This window comes from Caulobacter sp. CCG-8 (assembly GCF_037402475.1).
Classification (GTDB): Bacteria; Pseudomonadota; Alphaproteobacteria; order Caulobacterales; family Caulobacteraceae; genus Caulobacter.
Genome location: NZ_JBBEUD010000001.1, coordinates 196,104 through 218,150 on the forward strand (window position 1 = coordinate 196,104; position 22,047 = coordinate 218,150).

A 22,047-nucleotide genomic window follows, 5' to 3' on the forward strand; every position below is an offset into this window, starting at 1 on the left:
AACCCGGAATCCGCGCGGGATTCCCAACGCGCGGCGCCCAGAGACTAGACGGACGGCGCTCGGGGTTTCGCCCCATGGCTCCCGCCAGACCCGCGCCCGATCATCACGCCCTGGATGACCACCGGCTCGAGAGCGTTGGCGAGATGACTTCATCCCTCCGCACGGCGTTTCTGCGCAGTTCCATGTTGGCGTGGGTCGGCGGGGTGGATCGACGAAAATCCCCGGAGCCGGGAGCGACAGTTCGGCGGTTGGCGATCACCCTGTTCGGCGCCGCCCTGGCGACCACGGCCGCGCCGGCCCTGGCCCAGGCGCCAGCGGGCCTCCCCACGGGCGGCGCCTTCGTTCGCGGGGAAGGCCAGATCGGCCAGACCGCACCGGACGTGATGACGATCACCCAGTCCAGCCAGCGCGGCGTGATCGACTGGAGCAGCTTCTCGATCTCCGGCCCCAGCCAGGTCAACATCCTCAACGGCCAGGGCGCGACGCTGAACCGGGTGCTGGGCGGCGAGGTCTCGCGGATCGACGGCGGCCTGACGGCGACCGGCTCGGTCTTTCTGATGAACCCGCACGGCGTCATCGTCGGGGCGGGCGGACGCTTGCTGGCGGGCGGCAATTTCGTCGCCACCACCAAGGAGACCAGCCTCGACGGCTTCATGGCGGGCGGTCCCCTCGCCTTCACCGGCGGCTCCCAGGCGTCGGTGGTGAACGAAGGCTCGATCGTCTCGCGCGGCGGCGACGTAGTGATGATCGCCAGCGCGGTCGCCAATCGCGGAACGATCGAGGCGCCGAACGGCCGGGTCAGCCTGGTCGCCGCCGACGAGGTCCTGCTGGCCACCACCGACCGCAGCGACGGCGGCCTCTATGTGGCGACCGCCTCGGGCGGCGGCGACGTCACCCAGGAGGGGCGCATCCAGGCGGCCGCGGCGACGCTGCAGGCGGCCCACGGCAACATCTACGCCCTGGCGGGCAACCGTGACGGCCTCATTCAGGCGACCGGGACCGAACGGATCGACGGCCAGCTGTGGCTGACCGCGCCGCAGGGCGCGATCACGGTCGGCGGAGCCCTGTTGGCGGTCAACGCCGACGGGACGGGCGGCAAGGTCGTCGCCAATGGTCGCGACGTGACCGTGGCGTCCACGGCGCGGGTCTCGGCAGCCGGTTCGTACGGCGGTGAAGTGCTGATCGGAACCTCGGCCTTCGGCGGGACGGACCTGGCCCGGACCACGACGATCGCGTCCGGCGCGACGATCCTGGCCGGAGGTCCCTCGGGGGGCGGTCGGGTCGAGACCTCGGGCAAGACCGTCTCGATCGGCGCGGCGCGGATTGACGCCGGACGCGGCGGGACCTGGCTGCTGGACCCCGACGACCTGACCATCGACGCGCCGGCGGCGGCGACCATCTCGTCCACGCTGGACGGCGGCAGCAACGTCACCCAGGCCACCACCGCCGGCGGAACGGGCGGCAACGGCGACCTCACCGTGGCCTCGGCCATCTCCTGGACGGGCGCCGGCGAGCTGACGCTCAGCGCCTATCGCGACCTCGCCGTTAACGCGGCGATCAGCGGCGGCGGCATGGTGACGCTGGAAGCCGGCCGCAACGCCACGATCGCCGCGCCCCTGGCGGCGACCGAAGTGCAGACCGGCGCGCCCCCGTTCCAGGGTATTGGAGGGACCCTGACCATCACCGCCGGCGGATCGGTGACCGCCACCAGCGGCAACCTTGCCCTGGCGTCGGGCGCCTTCGTCAACCAGGCCGGCGCCGGCGCGCTCAACGCGACGGGCGTCTGGTACGTCGTGAGCCAGGACCCGACCACGACCACCCTGGGCGGTCTGGCGCCGGACTTCTATCAATATGACATCGTCACCAGCAGCAGCCCGGCGACGACGGGCAACGGCGTGCTTTATCGCGCCGCGCCCACGGTCAGCGTCACCCTGGGGACAGTCACCAAGAGCTATGACGGCACGACCACGGCCACGCTGGACGACGGCAACACCGCCGTCACGGGGCTGTTCGCCGCCGACGACTGGTCGCTGGACGGCGTCTATTCCACCAAGAACGCCGGAACCGGCCTGACCGTCACCACCAGCAACTTCCAGATCACGGAAGGCGGGATCCCGGTCTACGGCTATGCGTTCGCCGCGCCCGTGCCGACCTCGACGACCGGCGAGATCACCCCGGCCGTGCTGACGGCCAGCATCATCGGCACGCCGACCAAGACTTACAACGCCACCACCAGCGCCACCCTGACCGCCTCGAACTACCAGCTGACGGGCGTCGCGGCGGGCGAGACGATCACGATCACCGGCCTGACGAGCGAGGACTACGACTCCGCCAACGCCGGCGCGCGCACCATCACCGCCACCCTGACCACCCCGGACTTCGTCGCCGGGGCGGGCGTGGACCTCAACAACTACGTGCTGCCGACCAGCGCCACCGGCGCGGGCCTGATCAATCCCGCCACCCTGACGATCAGCGGGCTCACGGCCAACAACAAGGTCTATGACGGCAACGCCGTCGCGACGGTCAACACCGCGGGCGCCAGCCTGTTCGGCGTGATCGGCGGCGACAGCGTCACCGTCGATGGCTCCGGCGCGACCAGCTTCTTCCCCAGCAAGAACGTCGGGACCAACCTGGCGGTCACGGTGTCCGGCGTGACGCTGAGCGGGGCCAGCGCCGGCAACTACGTGGTGACCCAGCCCAGCGGCCTGGTCGCGGACATCACTCGGGCCACGCTCACGATCTCGTCGGTCACGATCAACGATAAGGTCTACGACGGAACGGCGGCGGCGACCGCCGACACCAGCTCGGCGGTGCTGACCGGCAAGATCGCGGGCGATGACGTCACCATCACCGCCTCGGGCCTGTTCTTCGCCTCGAAGGACGTCGCCCAGAATATTCCCATCTTCGCCACCGGCGGCGTGATCAGCGGCGCGGACAGCGGCAACTACCGGACAGTGGTCGCCGGCTCGGTGACGGGCGACATCACGCCACGCCCGGTCACGATCACCGTCACCGGGACGCCGACCAAGATCTATGACGGCACGACGGCCGCGCGACTGTCGCCGTCCGACGTGGTCATTTCTGGACTGGTCGCCGGCGAGGGGCTCACGGTCACCCAGTCGTCGGGCGCGACCTACGCCTCGAAGGACGCCGGCTCGCGGGCGGTGACCGCCAACATCTCGGCCTCGGACTTCCAGGCCCAGCCGGGCACGCTGCTGTCCAACTACCAGCTGCCGGCCACGGTCACCGGGATGGGGCTGATCAACCCGGCGCCGCTGGACATCGAGATCGTCGGGAACCCCACCAAGCCCTATGACGGCAATTCCAGCGCTGGCCTGGGCCCCTCGAACTTCCAGGTCGAAGGCTTCGTGCCCGGCGAAGGCGCGACGGTCACCCAGACCAGCGGCCAGTACAGCTCGGCCGACGCCGGCGTCTGGTCGGTGTCGACCACCCTCGACGCCAGCGACTTCGCCCCCGACGCCGGGACGCTGATGTCCAACTACGTGATCCCCTCCCCTGTGACGGGGTTCGGCACCATCACGCGCATCGACGTGGACCCGGGCATCCTGAACGCGGCGATCACCGGCAATCCGACCAAGACCTATGACGGCACGGTCCTCGCGACCCTCAGCCCCAGCGACTACACGATCACCGGCTTCATCCCGGGCGAGAGCGCGACGATCACCAAGACGACGGGAAGCTACGCCGACAAGAACGCCGGGCAGAAGCCCGTCTACGTCTCGCTGGCGCCGACGGACTTCGTGGCCGGCCCCGGCACCAATCTCGACAACTACAACCTGCCCACCGAAGCGACGGGGATCGGCACGATCCTGCGGGCCCAGCTCACGGCAGCGATCATCGGCAACCCCACAAGGGTCTACAACGGCTCGACCAACGCTTTCCCGCTGTCATCCAACTACCAGGTCAACGGCCTCATCGGCTCGGAAACAATCAGCATCAGCGCCTCGTCGGTGGTCGCCAACTACGACAGCAAGAACGTCGGCGCCCGGACCCTCACCACGCCGCTCGCGCCCAGCAACTTCGTCTATGCGAACGGGGCGCTGAGCACGAACTACATCCTGCCCGTCCAGGCGATCGGGCCGGGCACGATCACGCCCGCCCCCCTGGTGGTGCTCAGCACCCGGGCGCTCAACAAGGTCTACGACACCACCACGGCCGCCCCGCTGGACGTCAGCGTCGCCAGCCTGTCGGGCCTGATCGCCGGCGATACGGTCACGCTCAGCACCAGCGGCGCGGTCGGAACCTTCGCCACGCGAAACGTCGGCAACGGGATCGCGGTCACGGTCGTCGGCATGACCCTGGGCGGTCCCGACCTGGCCAACTACCAACTGTTCCAGCCCGCGGGCCTGACCGCCAACATCACGCCCGCGCCCCTCGTGGTGACGAACGTCACCGCGTTCGACAAGACCTATGACGCGACCACCGCCGCCACACTGGACATCTCTGCGGCGACGCTGCAGGGCGTGCTCGGTTCGGACTCCGTCACGCTCGGCGCGTCCGGCGTGGCCGGCGCCTTCCGCCAATCCAACGTGGGAACCGATCTGGCCGTCAACGTCAGCGGCTTCGCCATCAGCGGCGCCGACGCCGGGAACTACAGCCTCAACCAGCCGTCGGGCCTGCTGGCCGACATCAACCGCGCCATCCTGACCGGTTCCATCATCGGCAACCCGACCAAGACCTACAACGGCTCGACCCAGGCGACCCTGACCGCGGCGAACTACAGCCTGACCGGCTTCGTCGCCGGCGAAGGCGGCTCGATCGTCCAGGCCTCGAACGGGCGCTATAACGTGGCCGACGCGGGCTCCCGCACGGTGCTGGCCGACGTGGTGGTGTCGGACTTCACGGTCAACGCCGGCACAAGCCTGGCCAACTACCAACTGCCGACGACGATCTCGGGACCGGGCACGATCAACCGGGCCACCCTGCTGGCCTCGATCATCGGCAACCCGACCAAGGTCTATGACGACACCACCGTCGCCACCCTGACCTCGGCCAACTACAGCCTCAGCGGCTTCGTCGCCGGCCAGGGCGCCACCGTCGGCCAGACCGTGGGGACCTACGACAGCGACAATGTCGGCGCCCGCATCGTGACCGCCGGCCTCAGCGCCCCCAACTTCACCGGGGTGGGCGCCACTAACCTCGCCAACTACAACCTGCCGACCACCGCCAGCGGCGCGGGCACGATCACCCCGGCCAGCGTCCAGGTGATCAACGTCACCGCCCAGGACAAGGTCTATGACGGCAACACCAGCGCCATCCTGAACAGCGGCGCGGCCGCCCTTTCCGGAGTGCTGGGCGCCGACGTGGTGACCGTGGTCTCCGGCGCGGCCAGCGGGACCTTCGCCAGCAAGAACGTCGGGGTGAACATCCCCGTCACCGCGACCGGCTACGCGATCGGCGGAACCGATGCGGGCAACTACACCGTGGTCCAGCCCACGGGCCTGTTCGCCGACATCACCGAGGCGACCCTGATCCTGGCCTCGGTGACCAAGGTCTACGACTCCACCCTGGCGATCCCGACGACCAACGGCGCCTACGGTCTTTCCGGCGTGATCGGCGGCGACACCGTGGCCGTCAACGCCGCCGGGCTGTCTGGCGCCTACGCCGACAAGAACGTCGCCACCGGCATCGGCGTCACCCTGTCGGGGGTCGGCCTGACCGGCGCGGACGCGGCCAACTACACGATCGCGGCGACCACCACCAACGCGCCCATCGGGATCATCACCCCGGCCTCGTTGCAGGTGATCGGGGTGCTGGCCAACGACAAGGTCTACGACCAGACCGCCACCGCGATCCTGAACAACGCCGGCGCGGGCCTGAGCGGCGTGCTGGGCACAGACGACGTCACCTTGCAGACGGGCGGCTCCAGCGCCCTGTTCTACAACGCCGGCCTCACCGCGCCGGACGCCAACGCCGGCGTCGGCAAGCCCGTCGTGGCCAACGGCTACATCGTCACGGGGATCGACGCCGGCAACTACACCGTCACCCACCCCCAGGGCCTGACCGCGACCATCACACCCGCGCCGATCAGCCTCCTGGCCGTGACCAAGATCTATGACGGCTCGACCGCCCTGCCGACCGCCAGCTCGGGCTACGCCTTCAGCGGCGTCTATGCCGGCGACACGGTCACGGCCAACACCTCGGGCCTCTCGGGCGCCTATGCCGACAAGAACGTCGCCGGGAGCCTGAGCGGCGGGACCGTGATCGGCGGGATCAATGTCACGCTCAGCGGCCTGAGCCTGTCGGGAAGCAGCGCCGGCAACTATTCGATCTCGCCGACCATGACCGCCCAGCCGATCGGGATCATCACGCCCAAGGCGCTGAGCGCCAGCATCATCGGCGATCCGACCCGCGTCTACGACACGACGACCGCCGCGACGCTCGCCTCGACCGACTACGACCTGGTGGGCGTGGTGGCCGGCGAGACGATCACGGTCACCGAAACGGCCGGCGTCTACGACAGCAAGAACGCCGGGACCCGCACGGTGACCGCGACGCTGGACGGCCTGGACTTCACGGCCGGCGGCGCCACGTCGCTGGCGAACTACACCCTGCCCACCAGCGCGTCCGGAACCGGCCACATCACCCCGGCCCCGGCTTCGGTGGCCGGCGCGGCCGCCAACGACAAGGTCTATGACGGCACGGTCGCGGCGACGCTGGACAACAGCGGGACCAGCCTGGTCGGCCGCCTGGGCTCCGACGACCTGACCCTTACGCTCGCCACGACGGGCGTCTTCGGCGACCCCAATGTCGGGATCGGCAAGACCGTCACCACCACCGGCTATGGCCTGACCGGCGTCGACGCCGGCAACTACACCCTCACCCAGCCCAACTACCTGACCGCCGACATCACCCAGGCCCTGCTGAACCTCATCAAGGTCAGCCGCGTCTACACGGCCGGGACCGAACTGCCGACGGCGTCCTCGGCCTATACGCTGTCGGGGATCGTCGGGACCGACGATGTGATCGTCGACACCTCGGGCCTGTCGGGGAACTACGCGGTCAAGAACGTGGGCACGGGGATCAACGTCACCCTGTCAGGCCTGGCGCTGGGCGGCGCGGCCCAGGGCAACTACAGCATCGCCCCCACCCTGACCAACGCGCCGATCGGCGAGATCACCCCGGCGACCGTGACCCTCGCGGGTATGCTGGCCAACACCAAAACCTATGACGGCACGACCGCCCTCACCCTGAACAACGCCGGCACGGTGGTGGTCGGCACGCTGGGCGTCGACGACCTGGACGTCGACAGCGCCGCCTCGTCGGCCAGCTTCCCCTCCGCCAACGCCGGGACCTACCTGGTCAACGCCAGCGGTTACCTCCTGACCGGCGTCGACGCCGGGAACTACATCCTGACCCAGCCGACCGGCATCTCGGCGACGATCGATCCCAAGGCGCTGGCGGCGGCGATCATCGGCGATCCGACCAAGACCTATGACGCGACCGCCGCCGCTAGCCTGGCGGCCGGAAACTACGATCTGGTGGGCTTCATCGCCGGCGAAGGCGCCAGCATCACCCAGACCGTCGGCGCCTACGCCTCGGCCGACGCGGGCGCGCGCCTGGTCACCGCCAACCTCGCCGCCGGCGACTTCACGGCCAACGGCGGCACCCTGCTGGCGAACTACGTCCTGCCGACCACCGCCACGGGCCTGGGCCACATCAGCCAGGCCAGCCTGACGGCCGCCATCATCGGCAACCCCACCAAGACCTATGACGGGACCACGGTCGCCGCCCTGGCCTCGACCAACTACCAGCTGACCGGCTTCGTCGCCGGCCAGGGCGCCAGCGTCGGCCAGACGATCGGGACCTACAGTTCCGCCAATGCGGGGGCCCGCACGGTCACCGCCGGCCTCTCCGCCGGAGACTTCACCGCCAACGGCGGCACGAACCTGGCCAACTATGTCCTGCCCACCACCGCCAGCGGCGCGGGGACCATCGGTCAGGCGACCTTGACGGCGTCCTTCGTGGGCGATCCGACCAAGACCTACGACGCGACCACCGCCGCCAGCCTCGCGGCCGGCAACTACGACCTGGTGGGCTTCATCGCCGGCGAAGGCGCCACCGTCACCCAGACCGTCGGCGCCTACGCCTCGGCCGACGCGGGCCTCCGCAACGTCAGCGCGACGCTGGGCTCCAGCGACTTCACCGCCAACGGCGGGACCCTGCTGGCGAACTACGTCCTGCCGACGACGGCCACGGGGGTGGGCCACATCAGCCAGGCCAGCCTGACCGCCGCCATCATCGGCAATCCCACCAAGACCTATGACGGGACCACCGCCGCCACCCTGGCCTCGACCAACTACCAGCTGATCGGCTTCGTCGCCGGCCAGGGCGCCAGCGTCGGCCAGACGATCGGGACCTACAGCGCCGCCAACGCGGGCGCCCGCACGGTCACGGCCGGCCTTTCGACGGGCGACTTCACCGCCAACGGCGGCACGAACCTGGCCAACTACGTCCTGCCGGTCAGCGCGGCGGGTTCGGGGACGATCGACCCCAAGGCCCTCACGGCGTTCGTGACCGGCATCCCCACCAAGACCTACGACGCCACCACCGACATCACCCTGGCCCCGGCCAACTACCGCCTGGCCGGCTTCGTCTCCGGCGAGGGCGCCAGCGTCGGCGAGACGGCGGGCCAGTTCGGCTCGCCCAACGCCGGCGCGCGCCTGATCACCGCCGCCCTCGACCCGACGGACTTCACGGCCGACAGCGGGACCCTGCTGGCCAACTACGTCCTGCCGACCACCGCCACCGGCGCGGGCCTGATCCTCAAGAAGCAGCTGGAAGCGGTGATCCTGAGCGATCCCACCAAGACCTATGACGGAACCCAGAGCGCGGTGTTGACCACCTATCTGCTGACCGGCTTCGTCTCGGGCCAGGGCGCCATCGTCACCCAGCCGACAGGAACCTACGACAGCGCCAACGCCGGTGTCCGCTTGGTGTCCGCCCAACTGGGCAGCCCGAACTTCCAGGCCAACAGCGGCACCTCCCTGGGCAACTATATCCTGCCGACCCGGGCCGAGGGCGTCGGGCATATCACGCCCAAATCCCTGGCGGCCGTGATCGTCGGCAACCCGTCCAAGCTCTACGACGGCTCGACGGCGGCCAGCCTGACGGCGGCCAACTACCAGCTGACCGGCTTCATCGCCGGCGAAGGCGCCACCGTCGACCAGACCGTGGGGACCTACGCCAATCCCAATGTCGGCGTGCGCGCCGTGACGGCCAGCCTGACTTCGAGCGACTTCACGGCCAATGGCGGGACGCTGCTCGGCAACTACGTCCTGCCCACCACCGCCCTCGGGACGGGGACCATCGGCCAGGCGATGCTGGTCGCCATCCTGAACGGCGCCTTCAAGACCTATGACGGCACGACGGCGGCGGTGCTGACCCCCGGAAACTACACCCTGACCGGCTTCGCCGCCGGCGAGGGCGCGAGCGTCACCGAGACGGTCGGGACCTACGGCTCGGCGGACGCGGGCCTTCGCCTGGTCACCGCCGACCTCGACGGCGCGGACTTCGTCGCCAGTGGCGCGACCGACCTCTCCAACTACGTCTTGCCCGTCCAGGCCACGGGGACGGGGCGGATCGACCAGGCCGCCCTGACCGCGATCATCGTGGGCGATCCGACGAAGACCTACGACGCCACGACCTCGGCGAGCCTGACCTCGGCCAACTACCTCCTGACCGGCTTCGTCGCGGGCCAGGGCGCCACGATCGGCCAGACCGCGGGCGCCTACGCCTCGGCCGACGCCGGCGTCCGCCTGGTCACCGCCACGCTCGGCGCCGGCGACTTCGCGGCCGATGGCGGCACCCTGCTCGCGAACTACGTGCTCCCGACCTCGGCGGCGGGCCTGGGCCACATCGATCCCAAGACCCTGTTCGTCGCCTTCGCGGGCGTGACCAAAACCTATGACGGGACCACCGCGGCGACGGTCGCGCCCGACAACTTCGTGATGACCGGCTTCGTGGCGGGCCAGGGCGCGACCGTAACCGAGAGCCAGGGCGTCTACGCCCAGGCGAACGTCGGCCTGCACCTCGTTACGGCCAATCTGGACGCGGGCGACTTCAACGCCGCCAGCGGCACGAACCTGGCCAACTACGTGCTGCCGACCAGCGTCAACGGCCTCGGCCGGATCGACCCGGCCGTGCTGATCGCCCGCCTCAACGGCGTCTCCAAGATCTATGACGGCAACGCCGCCGCCGCCCTGACCTCCGGGAACTACACCCTGACGGGCTTCGCGCCCGGCGAAGGCGCCGTCGTCACCGAAACCGTCGGCGCCTACGGCTCGCCCAACGCCGGCCTGCGCACCGTGAGCGCGGTCCTGGAGGCCGGCGACTTCACCGCGACCGGCTCGACCCTGCTCTCCAACTACGTCCTGCCCGCCACGGCCGACGGCCTGGGCCGGATCGACAAGGCGGCCCTCGCCGCGGCGATCGTCGGCGGACCGGCCAAGGCCTATGACGGCACGACCACCGCCACGCTCACCTCGGCCAACTACCAACTGACCGGCTTCGTCTCCGGCGAAGGCGCCGAGGTGACCCGGACGACGGGCGTCTACGACGACAAGAACGCCGGCGCCCGCACGGTGAACGCCGACCTCGCGACGGCGGACTTCGCGCCAGGCGGCGCGACCCTGCTCGACAACTATGTCCTGCCCACCAGCGCGTCCGGCGCCGGGCGCATCGATCCCAAGGCCCTGACGGTCGTGCTGACCGGCATCTCCAAGACCTATGACGCCACCACCGGCGCGACCCTGACTTCCGGCAACTACGTCCTGACGGGCCTGGCGTCCGGCGAGAGCATGGCCATCGGCCAGACGGTCGGCGTCTACGACTCCCCGAACGCCGGCGCCCGCTCGGTCAGCGCGACGCTGAGCACGACGGACTACGCCGCCGGGGCCTCGACCCTGCTCTCGAACTACGTCCTGCCCACGGCCGCGAGCGGCGCGGGAACCATCAATCGCGCGCCCCTGGCCGCCGTGATCATCGGCAACCCGACCAAGGACTACGACGGGAACACCACCGCGAGCCTGACCTCCGGAAACTACCAGTTGACCGGCTTCATCGGCGGCCAGGGCGCCACCGTCACCGAAACCGCCGGCGCGTACGACTCCGCGGATCCCGGCGCCCGCGTCGTGACGGCCCTGCTCGGCGGCGACGACTACAGCACCGACGCGGGGACCTTGCTGTCGAACTACGACCTGCCGACCTCGGCCTCGGGCCCCGGCGAGATCGTCGCGCCGCCGGGACCGCCGGGATGTCCGACCGCGCGGGCGGACGCCTGCAACACGGTGTTCAACCTGGCCCGTTCCGTCGGCAATCCGCGCTTCTACGTCCCCTACCCCGTCGCCGGCGGCCTCTATCAAGGGCGCACCAACGGCCTGGGCGACCTGCCGTCCAGCTTCGAGATCTCCCTGCCGGTCATCGAGGGCAACGAGGCGGTGATCTTCGGCGGCGCGCCGGTCGCCAACTCCACCGAGGACGTCCTCCTGCTGGGCGACCGCCAGACCCGCTGGAGCCTGCGCTTCGTCGCTCGGTCCGCCCCCCTCGAAATCAGCGAGGCCCAACCTTGAAGCCCCACTCGAAGTCGCCCGCGCGGTGGGCGGCGATGATCGTCGCCCTGGCCGCCTCGGCGCCGCTCGTCGCGCGCGCGCAGGACTTCGAACGCGTGATCCCCCGGCCGCCCCAGCCGACGACGCCCCCGCCCGTACAGCCCCCGCCGCCGGCCTCCCCGCCCAGCCAGGACCGGACGGTCCTGCTGCCGCGCCTGGAGGGCCTGGTCTTCGTTCCCGATCCCGGATCGCTCCAGCCCGCCGGCGTCGCGCCGCCGCCCACCGGCCTGGCGACCGCCGACCTGCCGCTGTTGTCGACGCCGGCCTTCACCCGGCAGGCCACGGACTATCTCGGCAAGCCCCTGACCCGCGCCGATCTCGACAAGATCACCGCCTTGGTGCGAGCCGCCTACCGCAAGGCCGGCCGGCCGTTCATGGACGTGACGGCACCGCCCCAGAACATCCAGAACGGCGTCGGCCAGATCGTGGTGACCGAATTCCGCGTCGGCGAGGTGACCATCACCGGCAACCGCCATTTCTCGTCGGAAACCGTACGAAGACTGGGCGGGCTGGACAGCGGCGAGCCCCTGACGCTGGCGCGGATGCGCGGAGCGCTGGACGGCTATAACCAGAACGCCTTCCTGACCGTCGACGCCGTCCTCCGCCCCGGGGCCGAAACCGGCCTGAGCGACGTGGCCCTGACCGCCCACGATCGTTTCCCGTTCCGCGTCTACGCCGGCTACGACAACCAGGGGGTCACGACCCTGGGCCGCGACGAGTGGAACGTGGGCTTCAACTGGGGCAACGTCTTCGGCCGGGGCGGCACGTTCTCATACCAGTTCACCCAGAGCTTCTCGGGCCGCTATACCTCGCACTCGTTCAGCGACGTGGTCCCGCTGGTCGACGGCGACCGCCTGCTGTTCTTCGGGGCCTACGCGATCCAGAAACCCCGCGTCGCCCGCGAGTTCGGCAGCAAGGGCCATTCGGGGCAGTTCAGCGGCCGATGGGCCCATCCCGTGATCGGCCCCGGGCCGATCAAGCAGACCCTGCAGATCGGCTTCGACTACAAACGCGTCGACAACACCTTGGAATTCCTGGGTTTCCGGCTGCTCGACACCGACGTCGAGATCGTCCAGTTCCCCGTCATCTACAGCCTGACCGCCACCGACCGGGCCGGTCAGACCGACCTGGAGAACCTCGCCGTGCTCTCGCCGGGCGAGCTGGCTCCGCACAACGGCGACCGGGAAATGCGCCTGCTGGTCCCCGGCGGCGACGCCACCTATGCCTACGACCGCTTCAGCGCCACCCGGACCACGACCCTGCCCAAGGGGTTCACCTGGATCGCGCGCGGCGTGGCCCAGATCGCCAGCGGCAATCTGCCCTACAGCGAACAGCTGGCGGCGGGCGGCATCGGCAGCGTCCGAGGCTATGACACTAACATCGCCCTGGGCTCGAACGGCGTGATCCTCAGCACCGAGATGCGCTTTCCGACCATCCGGGTAGGACAGGCCCTGGGCCGACCGGGCCTGGACGACCGCCTGCAGCTGGGCGTGTTCGTCGACTACGGGAAGTTCGAGCAGCCGACGGATTTCCCGGACCTGGCCGACGAGGCGGAACTGGCCAGCCTGGGGTTCAATCTCCGCTATGTCGTCGACCGCCACTTCGCGCTGCAGCTCGAGTTCGGCTCGCAGCTGAAGCCGGCGCCCGGCCAGGCCCACAAGGCCAGCCAGTTCGCCGTCTCGACCTCGATCGGCTTCTAGGAAGAGGCCTTACCTAGTCCTTGAACGCGGAGGTTTCCCGCCGCTCCTCGACGTCCTTGTTGAGGAAGTAGTTCAGGGCCGTCCGGATCGCCGCGATGGCCGCCAGCTGACCGATCTGGTCCCAGGTCGGGGCGATGGCCGTGCGGACGATGTCGGCGGCCAGGGCGAACTCCAGCGCCAGGATGATCCAGCCGGCATAGGCGACGAAGATCGTCTGGCGCGTGCTGACCTCGCTCGCCAGACCCCGCACCAGGGCGAGGATCACGCGGGTCAGCGCCACCACCGAACCGATGGCGATACACAGCACGCAGACCAGTTCCGTCGCCAGGGCGATGTGGCTGGCGAATTCCCGAAGGATCTCTTCCATGCGCTCACCTTGTTGATGCCGCGACTCCATCGCGCGCGCGCCGGACGCGCCACCGGGTAAAACCCGGAGGGAACCGGCCGAAGATTGCTCCGGCCGTTCCGTGGGATTCCCGCAGATGCGAAAAGTCGGCGCGCCGTGCTGTGGGTTGGCCGTTGTCGTGCGTCATGCACGGTGAGAAAAACCTCTTGAACCCGGGCTCACGCCCATGGGGCGGGATCGTGCGACCAGTCATCGAACCAGACCTCCATAGACTGGACCGACGCTACCGGCCGGCGCTGATGGCGTTCTTCATGCGTCGCGCCGCCAGCCACAGCGACGCGGAGGACATGACCCAGGAGCTGTTCGCCAAGCTGGCGACCGCTCAATCCGGTCCGACGGGGGCCGGCGGAGTGGACAACGCCGACGCCTACATCTTCCAGATGGCCGCCAACCTGCTGCGCGACCGGGGTCGGCGCGAAAGGGTCCGGGCCAACTATCGCGCCAGCGTGCACGCCGGTGCCGGCGCCGGCGACCTGGAGCCGCTTGACCCCGCTCGGGTGCTGCTGGGTCGCGAGAGCCTGGGCGAGGTGTCCGACGCCCTGCGCGAACTGCCCGACCGCACACGCGCTATCTTTCTTCTGTTCCGTCTGGAAGGCATGAAGCAATCCGAACTCGCCGCCCTGTACGGCGTCTCCGTCAGCGCGGTGCAAAAGCACATCCTCAAGGCCATGACCCATCTGACCCGACGCGTGAGGGCCGGCGAATGACCGTGATCTCTCCTGAAGAGCGGCTGGAGGCTGCGCGCGAGCAGGCCGCCCTGTGGTGCGTGCGCCTGGCCGACAACGCGCTGACTCCGGCCGAGCACGACGAGCTCCAGGCCTGGTTCGAGGCCGACGCCGACCATCGCGGCTTGCTGGACGACGCCGTCATGGCCTGGCGCGCCGTCGAGGAACAGGCCGCGGGGCCGGGCCTGATCGCGCTGCGCCGCGAAGCCCTGGACGATCTGCGGCGCGCGCAGCACGGTCGCTGGGCCCGCCCCGGCCGCCGTCGGGCGATGTGGGCGGCGCTGGCGGCCTGCCTGGTCGCGGCCGTCGGCGGCGGCGTCGCCTGGCGCGCCAGCCTGCCCGACGTCTACCGCACCACCGAGGGCGAGCGGCGGATCGTCGAGCTGGCCGACGGCTCGCGCGCCTCGCTCGACAGCGCCACCGTGCTGAAGGTCAAGTACGAGCGCGGCCGCCGGCGGCTGTGGCTGGACAGCGGCCGGGCCAAGTTCTCGGTCGCCAAGGACCCGCTGCGGCCCTTCTCGGTGGCGGCCGGCGACAAGCTGGTGGTGGCCACCGGCACGGTGTTCAGCGTCGAGCGCCTGACCGGCCAGATGCGGGTGGTGCTCTACGAAGGCCACGTGGCCGTGCTGGACGACAAGACCGGCCGCGCCGACACCGCCGTGCCCCTCAAGATCGACGGCGCGCCCGCCGACCGGCTGCTGACCCCCGACCACGAACTGGTCGCCTCGACCCGCACCAACGCAACGGTCGTCAGCCAGCTGGATCCGGTGCGCGCCAAGGCCTGGGAGAACGGCCAGCTGGTGTTCCAGGACGAGCCCATGGACCTGGCCGTCGAGCGGGTGAACCGCTACGCCCGCGACAAGCTGAAGATCGGTGATCCCGGCGTCGCCCAGCTGCGGATCAGCGGCGTGTTCACCTCGGGCGACACCGGCGCCTTCGTCGACGGGGTGACGGCCGTGCTGCCCGTCCACGCGGTTGCGGCCAACGGCGTGACCGTGCTGAAAATCGACCGCGGTCAAAAAAATTCAGCGCCGTCCGGTGTGTCTTCGACGAGCTGAGGCGTCTCACTTTCCAAAGCGCCGCAATCAACGTCGGCGCATAAGGGAGGGAAGACAATGCGCAGAACGTTCGACCGTCGCCTGGCTTGGGGGTCCACCGCCGCCGCGGCCCTGATGCTGCTGGCCGCCCCCGTCGCCGTGCACGCCCAGCAGCAGCGGACCACCTACAGCTTCGACATCCCCGCCCAGGACCTGAGCAGCGCCCTGCGCGCTTTCGGCCAGGCCTCCGGCCAGCAGCTGGCGTTCGACGAGGCCAGCGTGCGCGGCAAGCGCGCCCCGGCCCTGACCGGCGCCTACACCGCCGAGGCCGGCCTCAAGCGCCTGCTGAACGGCACCGGCCTCAGCGCCCAGCCCACCGCCAGCGGCGTCTACGCCATCCGCGCCAAGACCCTGCTGGTGGCCACCAGCGCCCAGACCCAGGGCCAGCCCGCCACGGCCGTCGAGCCCGAGCCCGAGACCCCCGCCCAGGTCGAGGAAGTGATCGTGGTCGGCACCCCGGGCGGCAAGGGCATCGACAAGCTGGCCGCCAGCTTCGCGGTCACCACCGTCAACGCCGACGACATCACCAAGGCCTCGCCCAAGAGCACCGCCGAGCTGCTGACCCTGGTCCCGGGCGTCTGGGTCGAGACCTCGGGCGGGGTGGCCGGCGCCAACGTCTTCGTGCGCGGCTTCCCCGCCACCGGCGACGCCGAGTTCCTGACCATCCAGTTGCAGGGCTCGCCGATCTATCCGCCCTCGACCCTGTCGTTCCTGGAGAACAGCTCGATCTTCCGGGTCGACGAGACCATCTCGCGGATGGAAGCCCTGCGCGGCGGCCCCAACCCGATCTTCTCCAACGGCCAGCCCGGCCTGACCACGAACTTCCAGCTCAAGGAAGGCGGCGAGGAGACCCACGGCCTGATCAAGCTGTCGACCTCCGACTACGACCTGCGCCGCGTCGACGGCCTGATCAGCGGCAAGCTGGCCGACGACCTCTATTTCATGGTCGGCGGCTACGCGACCACCTCGCCCGGCGTGCGCGACACCCAGTTCGACAGCGAGGTCGGCCAGCAGTTCACGGTCAACATCACCAAGCGGATGGAACGTGGGAAGATCAATCTCTACGCCCGCTACACCGACGACCACGGCGCCTGGTACCTGCCGTTCGCGATCAACGTGCCGGGCGTCGACAAAGGGACCTACACCCAGATCGGCGAGGCCAGCCGCTTCCACACCCTGCAGATCAACGCCGCGGGCGCGACGCGCAACTTCGACCTGGCCGACGGCCGGGGCTTCAAGGGCTTCGTCGCGGGCGGCGGGTTCGAGCACGAGTTCGGCGACGGCTGGCAGGTGCGCGACCGCTTCAGCCTGACCGACGGCGACGCCAATACCTACGGCCTGGTGGGCGACGGCGCGGCGATCACGGTCGCCTCGTTGAACACCGTGGTCCCCGGCGCGATCAAGACCCGCGGCGGCGCCACCCTGGCCTCGACCGACTACGTGCAGAACTGGGGCGCCTGGATCGTCGAGAAGAAGATCAAGGCCGTGACCAACGATCTGTCGATCGCCAAGACCCTGGGGACCCACCAGCTGTCGGCCGGCTACTACGCCTCCAGCTTCAAGTCCGACGACTTCTGGACGCTGGGCAATGTCGAGCCGATGCAGGTCAAGGCCAACGGCGAGTACCTGGCTGCCCCGGTCACCTGCGCCGACCTGGCCACGGCCGGCAGCACGTCCAGCTGCTTCAAGTTCGGCCTGACATCGGCCGGCGACGGGCGGGTGGACGCCCTCTACCTGGCCGACTCTTGGCAGGTGATCGATCCCCTGCGCATCGACCTGGGCGTCCGCCGCGAGCGCTTCCAGACCGACTACGTGGTCGACGACGGTCCCGGCTTCCCCGACGGCCTGGCCCTGCGGACCACCGACTACAGCAACAGCAAGACCAGCTACACGGTCGGGGTGAACTACGACATCAACGGCGTGTCGGGCGTGTTCGGCCGCTATTCGCGCGGTTACAAGTTCCCCAGCTTCGACAACTTCCGCGAAGGCCTGACCGACACCCTGTCGGTCGACCAGTACGAGCTGGGCTACAAGCTGCGCAGCGGACCGTTCGAGCTCTACGCCACCGGCTTCGCCAACGAGTTCAAGGGCGCCAAGTTCGCCGACGTCGGCGGCATCCAGGAGAGCAACAGCAACAAGGCTCACGGCCTGGAGCTAGACGGCCGCTGGCGCTCGGACTTCGGACTGTCCCTGGCCCTGAACGGCACCTTCCAGAAGACCGAGATCGTCAAGTCGTCGATCCCGGCCAACAAGGGCAACAGCGCCCAGCGCCAGCCCGACTGGATGATCCGCTTCACCCCCAGCTACGACGTGACCCTGGGCTCGGTGGAGACGACTTTCTACGGGACGGTCAGCGCCGTGGACGACCGCTTCGCCGACAACGCCAACACCCAGGTGCTGAAGGGCTACACCAAGGTCGACCTGGGCGCGATCTTCGACGTCGCCGACTTCACCGTCCAGGTCTCGGCCGACAACCTCACCGACAGCCACGGCCTGACCGAGGGCGACCCGCGCTCGACCAGCGGCGCCAACGCCCGCCCGATCCTGGGCCGGTCGTTCAAGTTCAGCGTCGGCTACAACTTCTGACCGGTTCTCCCGATCAGACCGCCGGAGCCGCCCCCAGTCGGCCCGGCGGAGGGAGCGCCTCCCCCGGCGGCTCCCGTTGGCGGATCGGGTCCCTCCCTCGGACCCGATCCGCGCTTTTCCCGTTCTTGAGCTAGAGCTGTTCGCCTTCGGAGGAACGCCGTGAACCGTCGCCACGTCCTAGCCGCCTCCATCGCCTGGCTCGCCCTCGCCGCGCCCGCCTTCGCCCAGACGACGGCCGGCGAGATCGCCTCCCCCGCCGACACCTATGCCGAGCTGTTCCACCAGGTGCAGATGCGCAGGCTGTTCCCGGACGGGAAGACCTTCGTCGACGCCACGCCCAAACGTCCGCCCGACCGGATCCTGGCCGCCTACCGCGCCCACGCGGCCTTCACCGACGCCGAGCTGAAGCGGTTCGTGACCGCCAATTTCGTGGTGCCGCAAAGTCCGCCCGCGCCGCCGCCGTCCAAGGACCGCACCACCCTGAAGGCCCACATCGCCGCCCTGTGGCCGGTGCTGACCCGTCCGCCGGTCACGCCGGTCGACGGCGACAGCGCCCTGCCCCTGGAGAAGCCGTTCGTGGTGCCCGGCGGGCGCTTCCGCGAGATGTACTACTGGGACAGCTACTTCACGATGCTGGGCCTGGCCGCCGACGGCCGGCAGGACGCGGTCGAGAACATGGTCGACGACTTCGGCGGGCTGATCGACCGCTACGGCCACATCCCCAACGGCACGCGCACCTATTATCTCAGCCGCTCGCAGCCGCCGTTCTACTTCGCCATGGTGGGGCTCGCGGACAAGACCGACAAGGCGCGGTTCAAGCAGCGCCTGGACCTGATGCGCCGCGAGCACGCCTTTTGGATGGACGGCGAGAAGACCCTGGCGCCGGGCCAGGCGTATCGCCGCGTCGTGGCCCTGCCCGACGGCGCGATCCTCAACCGCTACGCCGACGACCGCACGACGCCGCGCGACGAGTCCTACCGAGAGGACGTGCTGACGGCGCGAGAGGTCACGAACCGTCCGGCCGGCGACGTCTTCCGCGACCTGCGCTCGGGAGCCGAAAGCGGCTGGGACTTCAGCTCGCGCTGGATGGCCGACGGCAAGAACCTCAAGTCCATCCAGACCACCGCGATCATCCCGGTCGACCTCAACGCCCTGCTGTTCGGTCTGGAGACGGCGATCGCCCAGGGCTGCGCCCATCTGACCGACGCCCCCTGCGTCGCCGAGTTCAGCGGCCGCGCCAAGGCCCGCCGGGCGGCGATGGACGCCTATCTCTGGGACGCCCCGCGCGGGCTCTATCTGGACTACCAGTGGCGCGAGCGGGCGCGGCTGGACCATCCCAGCGCGGCCACCCTCTATCCGCTGTTCGTCGGGGCCGCGAGCGCCGACCAGGCCAAGGCCGTGGCGGCGACCACCCGCGCCCTGCTGCTCGCGCCCGGCGGCCTGCGCACCACCACCGTCGCCACCGGCCAGCAGTGGGACACGCCCAACGGGTGGGCCCCGCTGCAATGGGTGGCGGTCTCGGGCCTGCGCCGCTACGGCGAGGACGACCTGGCCAAGACCATCGGCCAGCGCTGGCTGGCCACCGTGGCCCGCGAATACCAGGCCAGCGGCAAGATGCTGGAGAAGTACGACGTCGAGGAGGCCAAGGCCGGCGGCGGCGGCGAGTACCCGCTGCAGGACGGCTTCGGCTGGACCAACGGCGTGACCCGCGCCCTGCTCGACCTCTACGCCGCGCCGTGAGAATCCCGATCGGAACCCGGCGCCCTTCGGCGACTCTGGCCTATCGCGTCACGCTATAATGTAGGAGTGGCGCGCCCTGCTGGATTCGAACCAGCGACAGCTCGCTTAGAAGGCGAGTGCTCTATCCAGCTGAGCTAAGGGCGCGGATCCCTTGGGGAATCCGGGGAAGCTTGGGGCGGAAAGCCTAGTGCGTCCAGGGTTGCTTGCGGCCGGCGGCGAAGTTGTCGGCGTAGGCCTTGATGATCCGCTTGGGCGTCTTGGGCTCGAACAGCTGGAACGAGATCTCGTGACGCTGGGCGTAGGCCACGGCTTCGTCGCGGGTCTCGAAGTTCAGGCGCACCTGGCCGTTCATGTCGCTCGACTGGGTCCAGCCCATCAGCGGATCGGGACGTCTGGCCGAGGCCGGTTCGAACTCCAGAACCCAGTCCTTGGTCTTGGCCTTGCCGGACTGCATGGCGGTCTTGGCGGGGCGGTAGATGCGCGCGAGCATGAGGGCCTCTCCAGGTCGATCGTCACCCCTCGGAATGGGGTCTAGGTGGTCGGAGCGGCAGGATTTGAACCTGCGACCCTCTGGTCCCAAACCAGATGCGCTACCAGGCTGCGCTACGCTCCGAAACACCGAGCGGCTGCTCTACAGGGCTTCGCCGCCGGGGGCAAACGGAACGCCGGACGTCCTGAAAGAAATCAGCCTTTCGGGAAGATTTTGTTGAGCACCCGGTCGCCGGGCAGGATGCCCAGCTGGGCGGCGCGGCCGCCGGGGATCTCGAGCACGCCCCGGATCACGCCGCCTGAGGGGATCGGCGTCTCGTCGTGCGGCACCGCGTTGCGGGCGATCGACAGCACCCGGCCGTCGGGCGCGATATAGATGATGTCCAGCGGGATCAGGGTGTTCTTCATCCAGAACGCCGCCCGCTGGGGCGGGTTGTACGGGAACAGCATGCCGCGGTCGGGGGCCAGCGACTTGCGGAACATCAGGCCCCGCTCCTGCTCGGCCTTGGTCACGGCCAGTTCGACGGTGAACCTGGCCCGTCCCCGGCTGGTCAGGATCTCGACCGTGTCGAGCTTGGCCGAGGGCTTGGCGGCGGCCGGCGCCGGCTTGGGCTTGGCCTGCCACGCCTGGGCGGGCGCGGCGATCGACAGGCTGGAGAACAGGGCCAGGACGACCAGCGCCAGGGCGCGTCGTCCGATCGTCGTCATCCCGATCGTCCTCATGAAGGTCACACGCGCCTCATCATCCTCGCCGCGTCCCGCGGCGCGGCGATCCTACGACGTCACGCCGCCATGGCGAAAGCCGGTCCTTGGAGGTCAGTCCTCGCCGGCGGTGATCTCGGCCACCACCAGGCCCTTAGGGCCTTCCGCGAAACGCACCATGACGTCGTCGCCCGGCTGGAGGTCCTCCAGGCCGCCGCGACGCAGGGTCTCGATATGCACGAAGATGTCGCCCGGCTGGCCGTCGCGGACGACGAAGCCGTAGCCCTTGGTGCGGTTGAACCACTTGACCTTGGCGCGCTCGGCCGGCCCGACGGGCTCCAGCATCTGGCGGCCGCTGTCGACGCCCGAACGGAAGTGGTCGCGGCGCATGCCCAGGCCTTCGCCGAACGACCGCTTGGGCCGCTCGAGGGGCGCCGGCGCGGCGCTCTCGTCCAGGTCCACGACCTCGGACACCTGCCAGCCCTTGGGACGCTTGACCACGTCGCAGACGATGATCGCGCCCTCCAGCGCCGTTTCCCGGCCGCAGCTGCGCAGAGACGTGACGTGCAGCAGCACGTCCTTCAGGCCGGTCTGACCCGGATCGTCGGGGACGATGAACCCGTACCCCTTTCCCGTGTCGAACCACTTCACGCGACCGCTGATACGCACGAATTCCTCATGCGATCCCGAGTCCTCGAAATCGAAACCAGACATTCCGCCCCTCTGGCTCGCCCAGACAGCCCAGGGGGCGAGCACCACAGAATAACACTGTTCTCGCGAGAAGAGAGCCGTCAATAACCAATTGACGTGAAAAGGCGATCGCGAGGCGTACGCGACATTTCGTCGCAGCGCCTAGACCGACATAAACCTGAAATGTCCGTGGTGGGTGGCAGTCCCTAGGGGAGTCGAACCCCTCTCTCCAGAATGAAAATCTGGCGTCCTAACCGATAGACGAAGGGACCACGGCGCCTG

The 22,047-nt window shown here is 69.6% G+C and carries 10 protein-coding genes and 3 tRNA genes; 6 read left to right on the forward strand and 7 right to left on the reverse strand.

Going from position 1 to position 22,047, the window contains the following annotated elements; genetic code table 11:
- Positions 1-248 precede the first annotated feature (248 nt).
- Complete coding sequence (locus WAE60_RS00715) at positions 249-11,591, forward strand: YDG domain-containing protein (RefSeq protein ID WP_337684392.1); 11,343 nt, start codon at positions 249-251, stop codon at positions 11,589-11,591.
- Entirely contained in the window at positions 11,588-13,330 is a 1,743-nt protein-coding gene (locus WAE60_RS00720; RefSeq protein WP_337684393.1) for a ShlB/FhaC/HecB family hemolysin secretion/activation protein, read from the forward strand. The genes WAE60_RS00715 and WAE60_RS00720 overlap by 4 nt, the downstream gene beginning before the upstream one ends.
- Positions 13,331-13,343: 13 nt before the next feature.
- Here WAE60_RS00720 and WAE60_RS00725 read toward each other — a convergent pair whose 3' ends face one another.
- Entirely contained in the window at positions 13,344-13,697 is a 354-nt protein-coding gene (locus WAE60_RS00725) for a DUF1622 domain-containing protein (protein ID WP_029915081.1), read from the reverse strand.
- 164 nt (positions 13,698-13,861) lie between these two features.
- On the opposite strand from WAE60_RS00725, the gene WAE60_RS00730 reads away from it, so the two are divergent.
- The 4 genes from WAE60_RS00730 (at position 13,862) to treF (ending at position 19,884) form a co-directional block, all read left to right on the forward strand.
- The gene (locus WAE60_RS00730) at positions 13,862-14,443 is read left to right on the forward strand and encodes a sigma-70 family RNA polymerase sigma factor (protein ID WP_337684394.1); all 582 of its coding nucleotides are present in this window, start codon (positions 13,862-13,864) and stop codon (positions 14,441-14,443) included.
- Positions 14,440-15,519 carry a FecR domain-containing protein gene (locus tag WAE60_RS00735; RefSeq protein WP_337684395.1) on the forward strand — a complete coding sequence of 360 codons (1,080 nt, stop codon included), beginning with the start codon at positions 14,440-14,442 and terminating at the stop codon, positions 15,517-15,519. The genes WAE60_RS00730 and WAE60_RS00735 overlap by 4 nt, the downstream gene beginning before the upstream one ends.
- 57 nt (positions 15,520-15,576) lie before the next feature.
- Complete coding sequence (locus tag WAE60_RS00740) at positions 15,577-18,144, forward strand: TonB-dependent receptor (RefSeq protein WP_337684396.1); 2,568 nt, start codon at positions 15,577-15,579, stop codon at positions 18,142-18,144.
- 159 nt (positions 18,145-18,303) lie between these two features.
- A complete protein-coding gene (treF, locus tag WAE60_RS00745; RefSeq protein WP_337684398.1) occupies positions 18,304-19,884 on the forward strand; it encodes an alpha,alpha-trehalase TreF in 1,581 nt (526 codons plus the stop codon).
- Between the two features lie 67 nt (positions 19,885-19,951).
- Here treF and WAE60_RS00750 read toward each other — a convergent pair.
- The 6 genes from WAE60_RS00750 to WAE60_RS00775 all read right to left on the reverse strand — a co-directional run bounded on the left by WAE60_RS00750 (position 19,952) and on the right by WAE60_RS00775 (position 22,037).
- Positions 19,952-20,028: transfer RNA gene (locus WAE60_RS00750), tRNA-Arg, on the reverse strand.
- A gap of 40 nt (positions 20,029-20,068) precedes the next feature.
- Positions 20,069-20,374 carry an ETC complex I subunit gene (locus tag WAE60_RS00755; RefSeq protein ID WP_029915091.1) on the reverse strand — a complete coding sequence of 102 codons (306 nt, stop codon included), beginning with the start codon at positions 20,372-20,374 and terminating at the stop codon, positions 20,069-20,071.
- A 46-nt stretch (positions 20,375-20,420) separates the two neighbouring features.
- Positions 20,421-20,497 (reverse strand) — tRNA-Pro (locus WAE60_RS00760).
- A gap of 71 nt (positions 20,498-20,568) precedes the next feature.
- Positions 20,569-21,081 (reverse strand): DUF192 domain-containing protein, encoded by a 513-nt coding sequence (locus WAE60_RS00765; RefSeq protein WP_029915094.1) that lies wholly within the window; start codon positions 21,079-21,081, stop codon positions 20,569-20,571.
- A gap of 108 nt (positions 21,082-21,189) precedes the next feature.
- Positions 21,190-21,789: a stationary phase survival cold shock domain protein CspD gene (cspD, locus tag WAE60_RS00770; protein ID WP_337684399.1), complete on the reverse strand. Its 600-nt coding sequence runs from the start codon at positions 21,787-21,789 to the stop codon at positions 21,190-21,192.
- 173 nt (positions 21,790-21,962) lie between these two features.
- Positions 21,963-22,037 (reverse strand) — tRNA-Glu (locus WAE60_RS00775).
- Between the last annotated feature and the right edge of the window lie 10 nt (positions 22,038-22,047).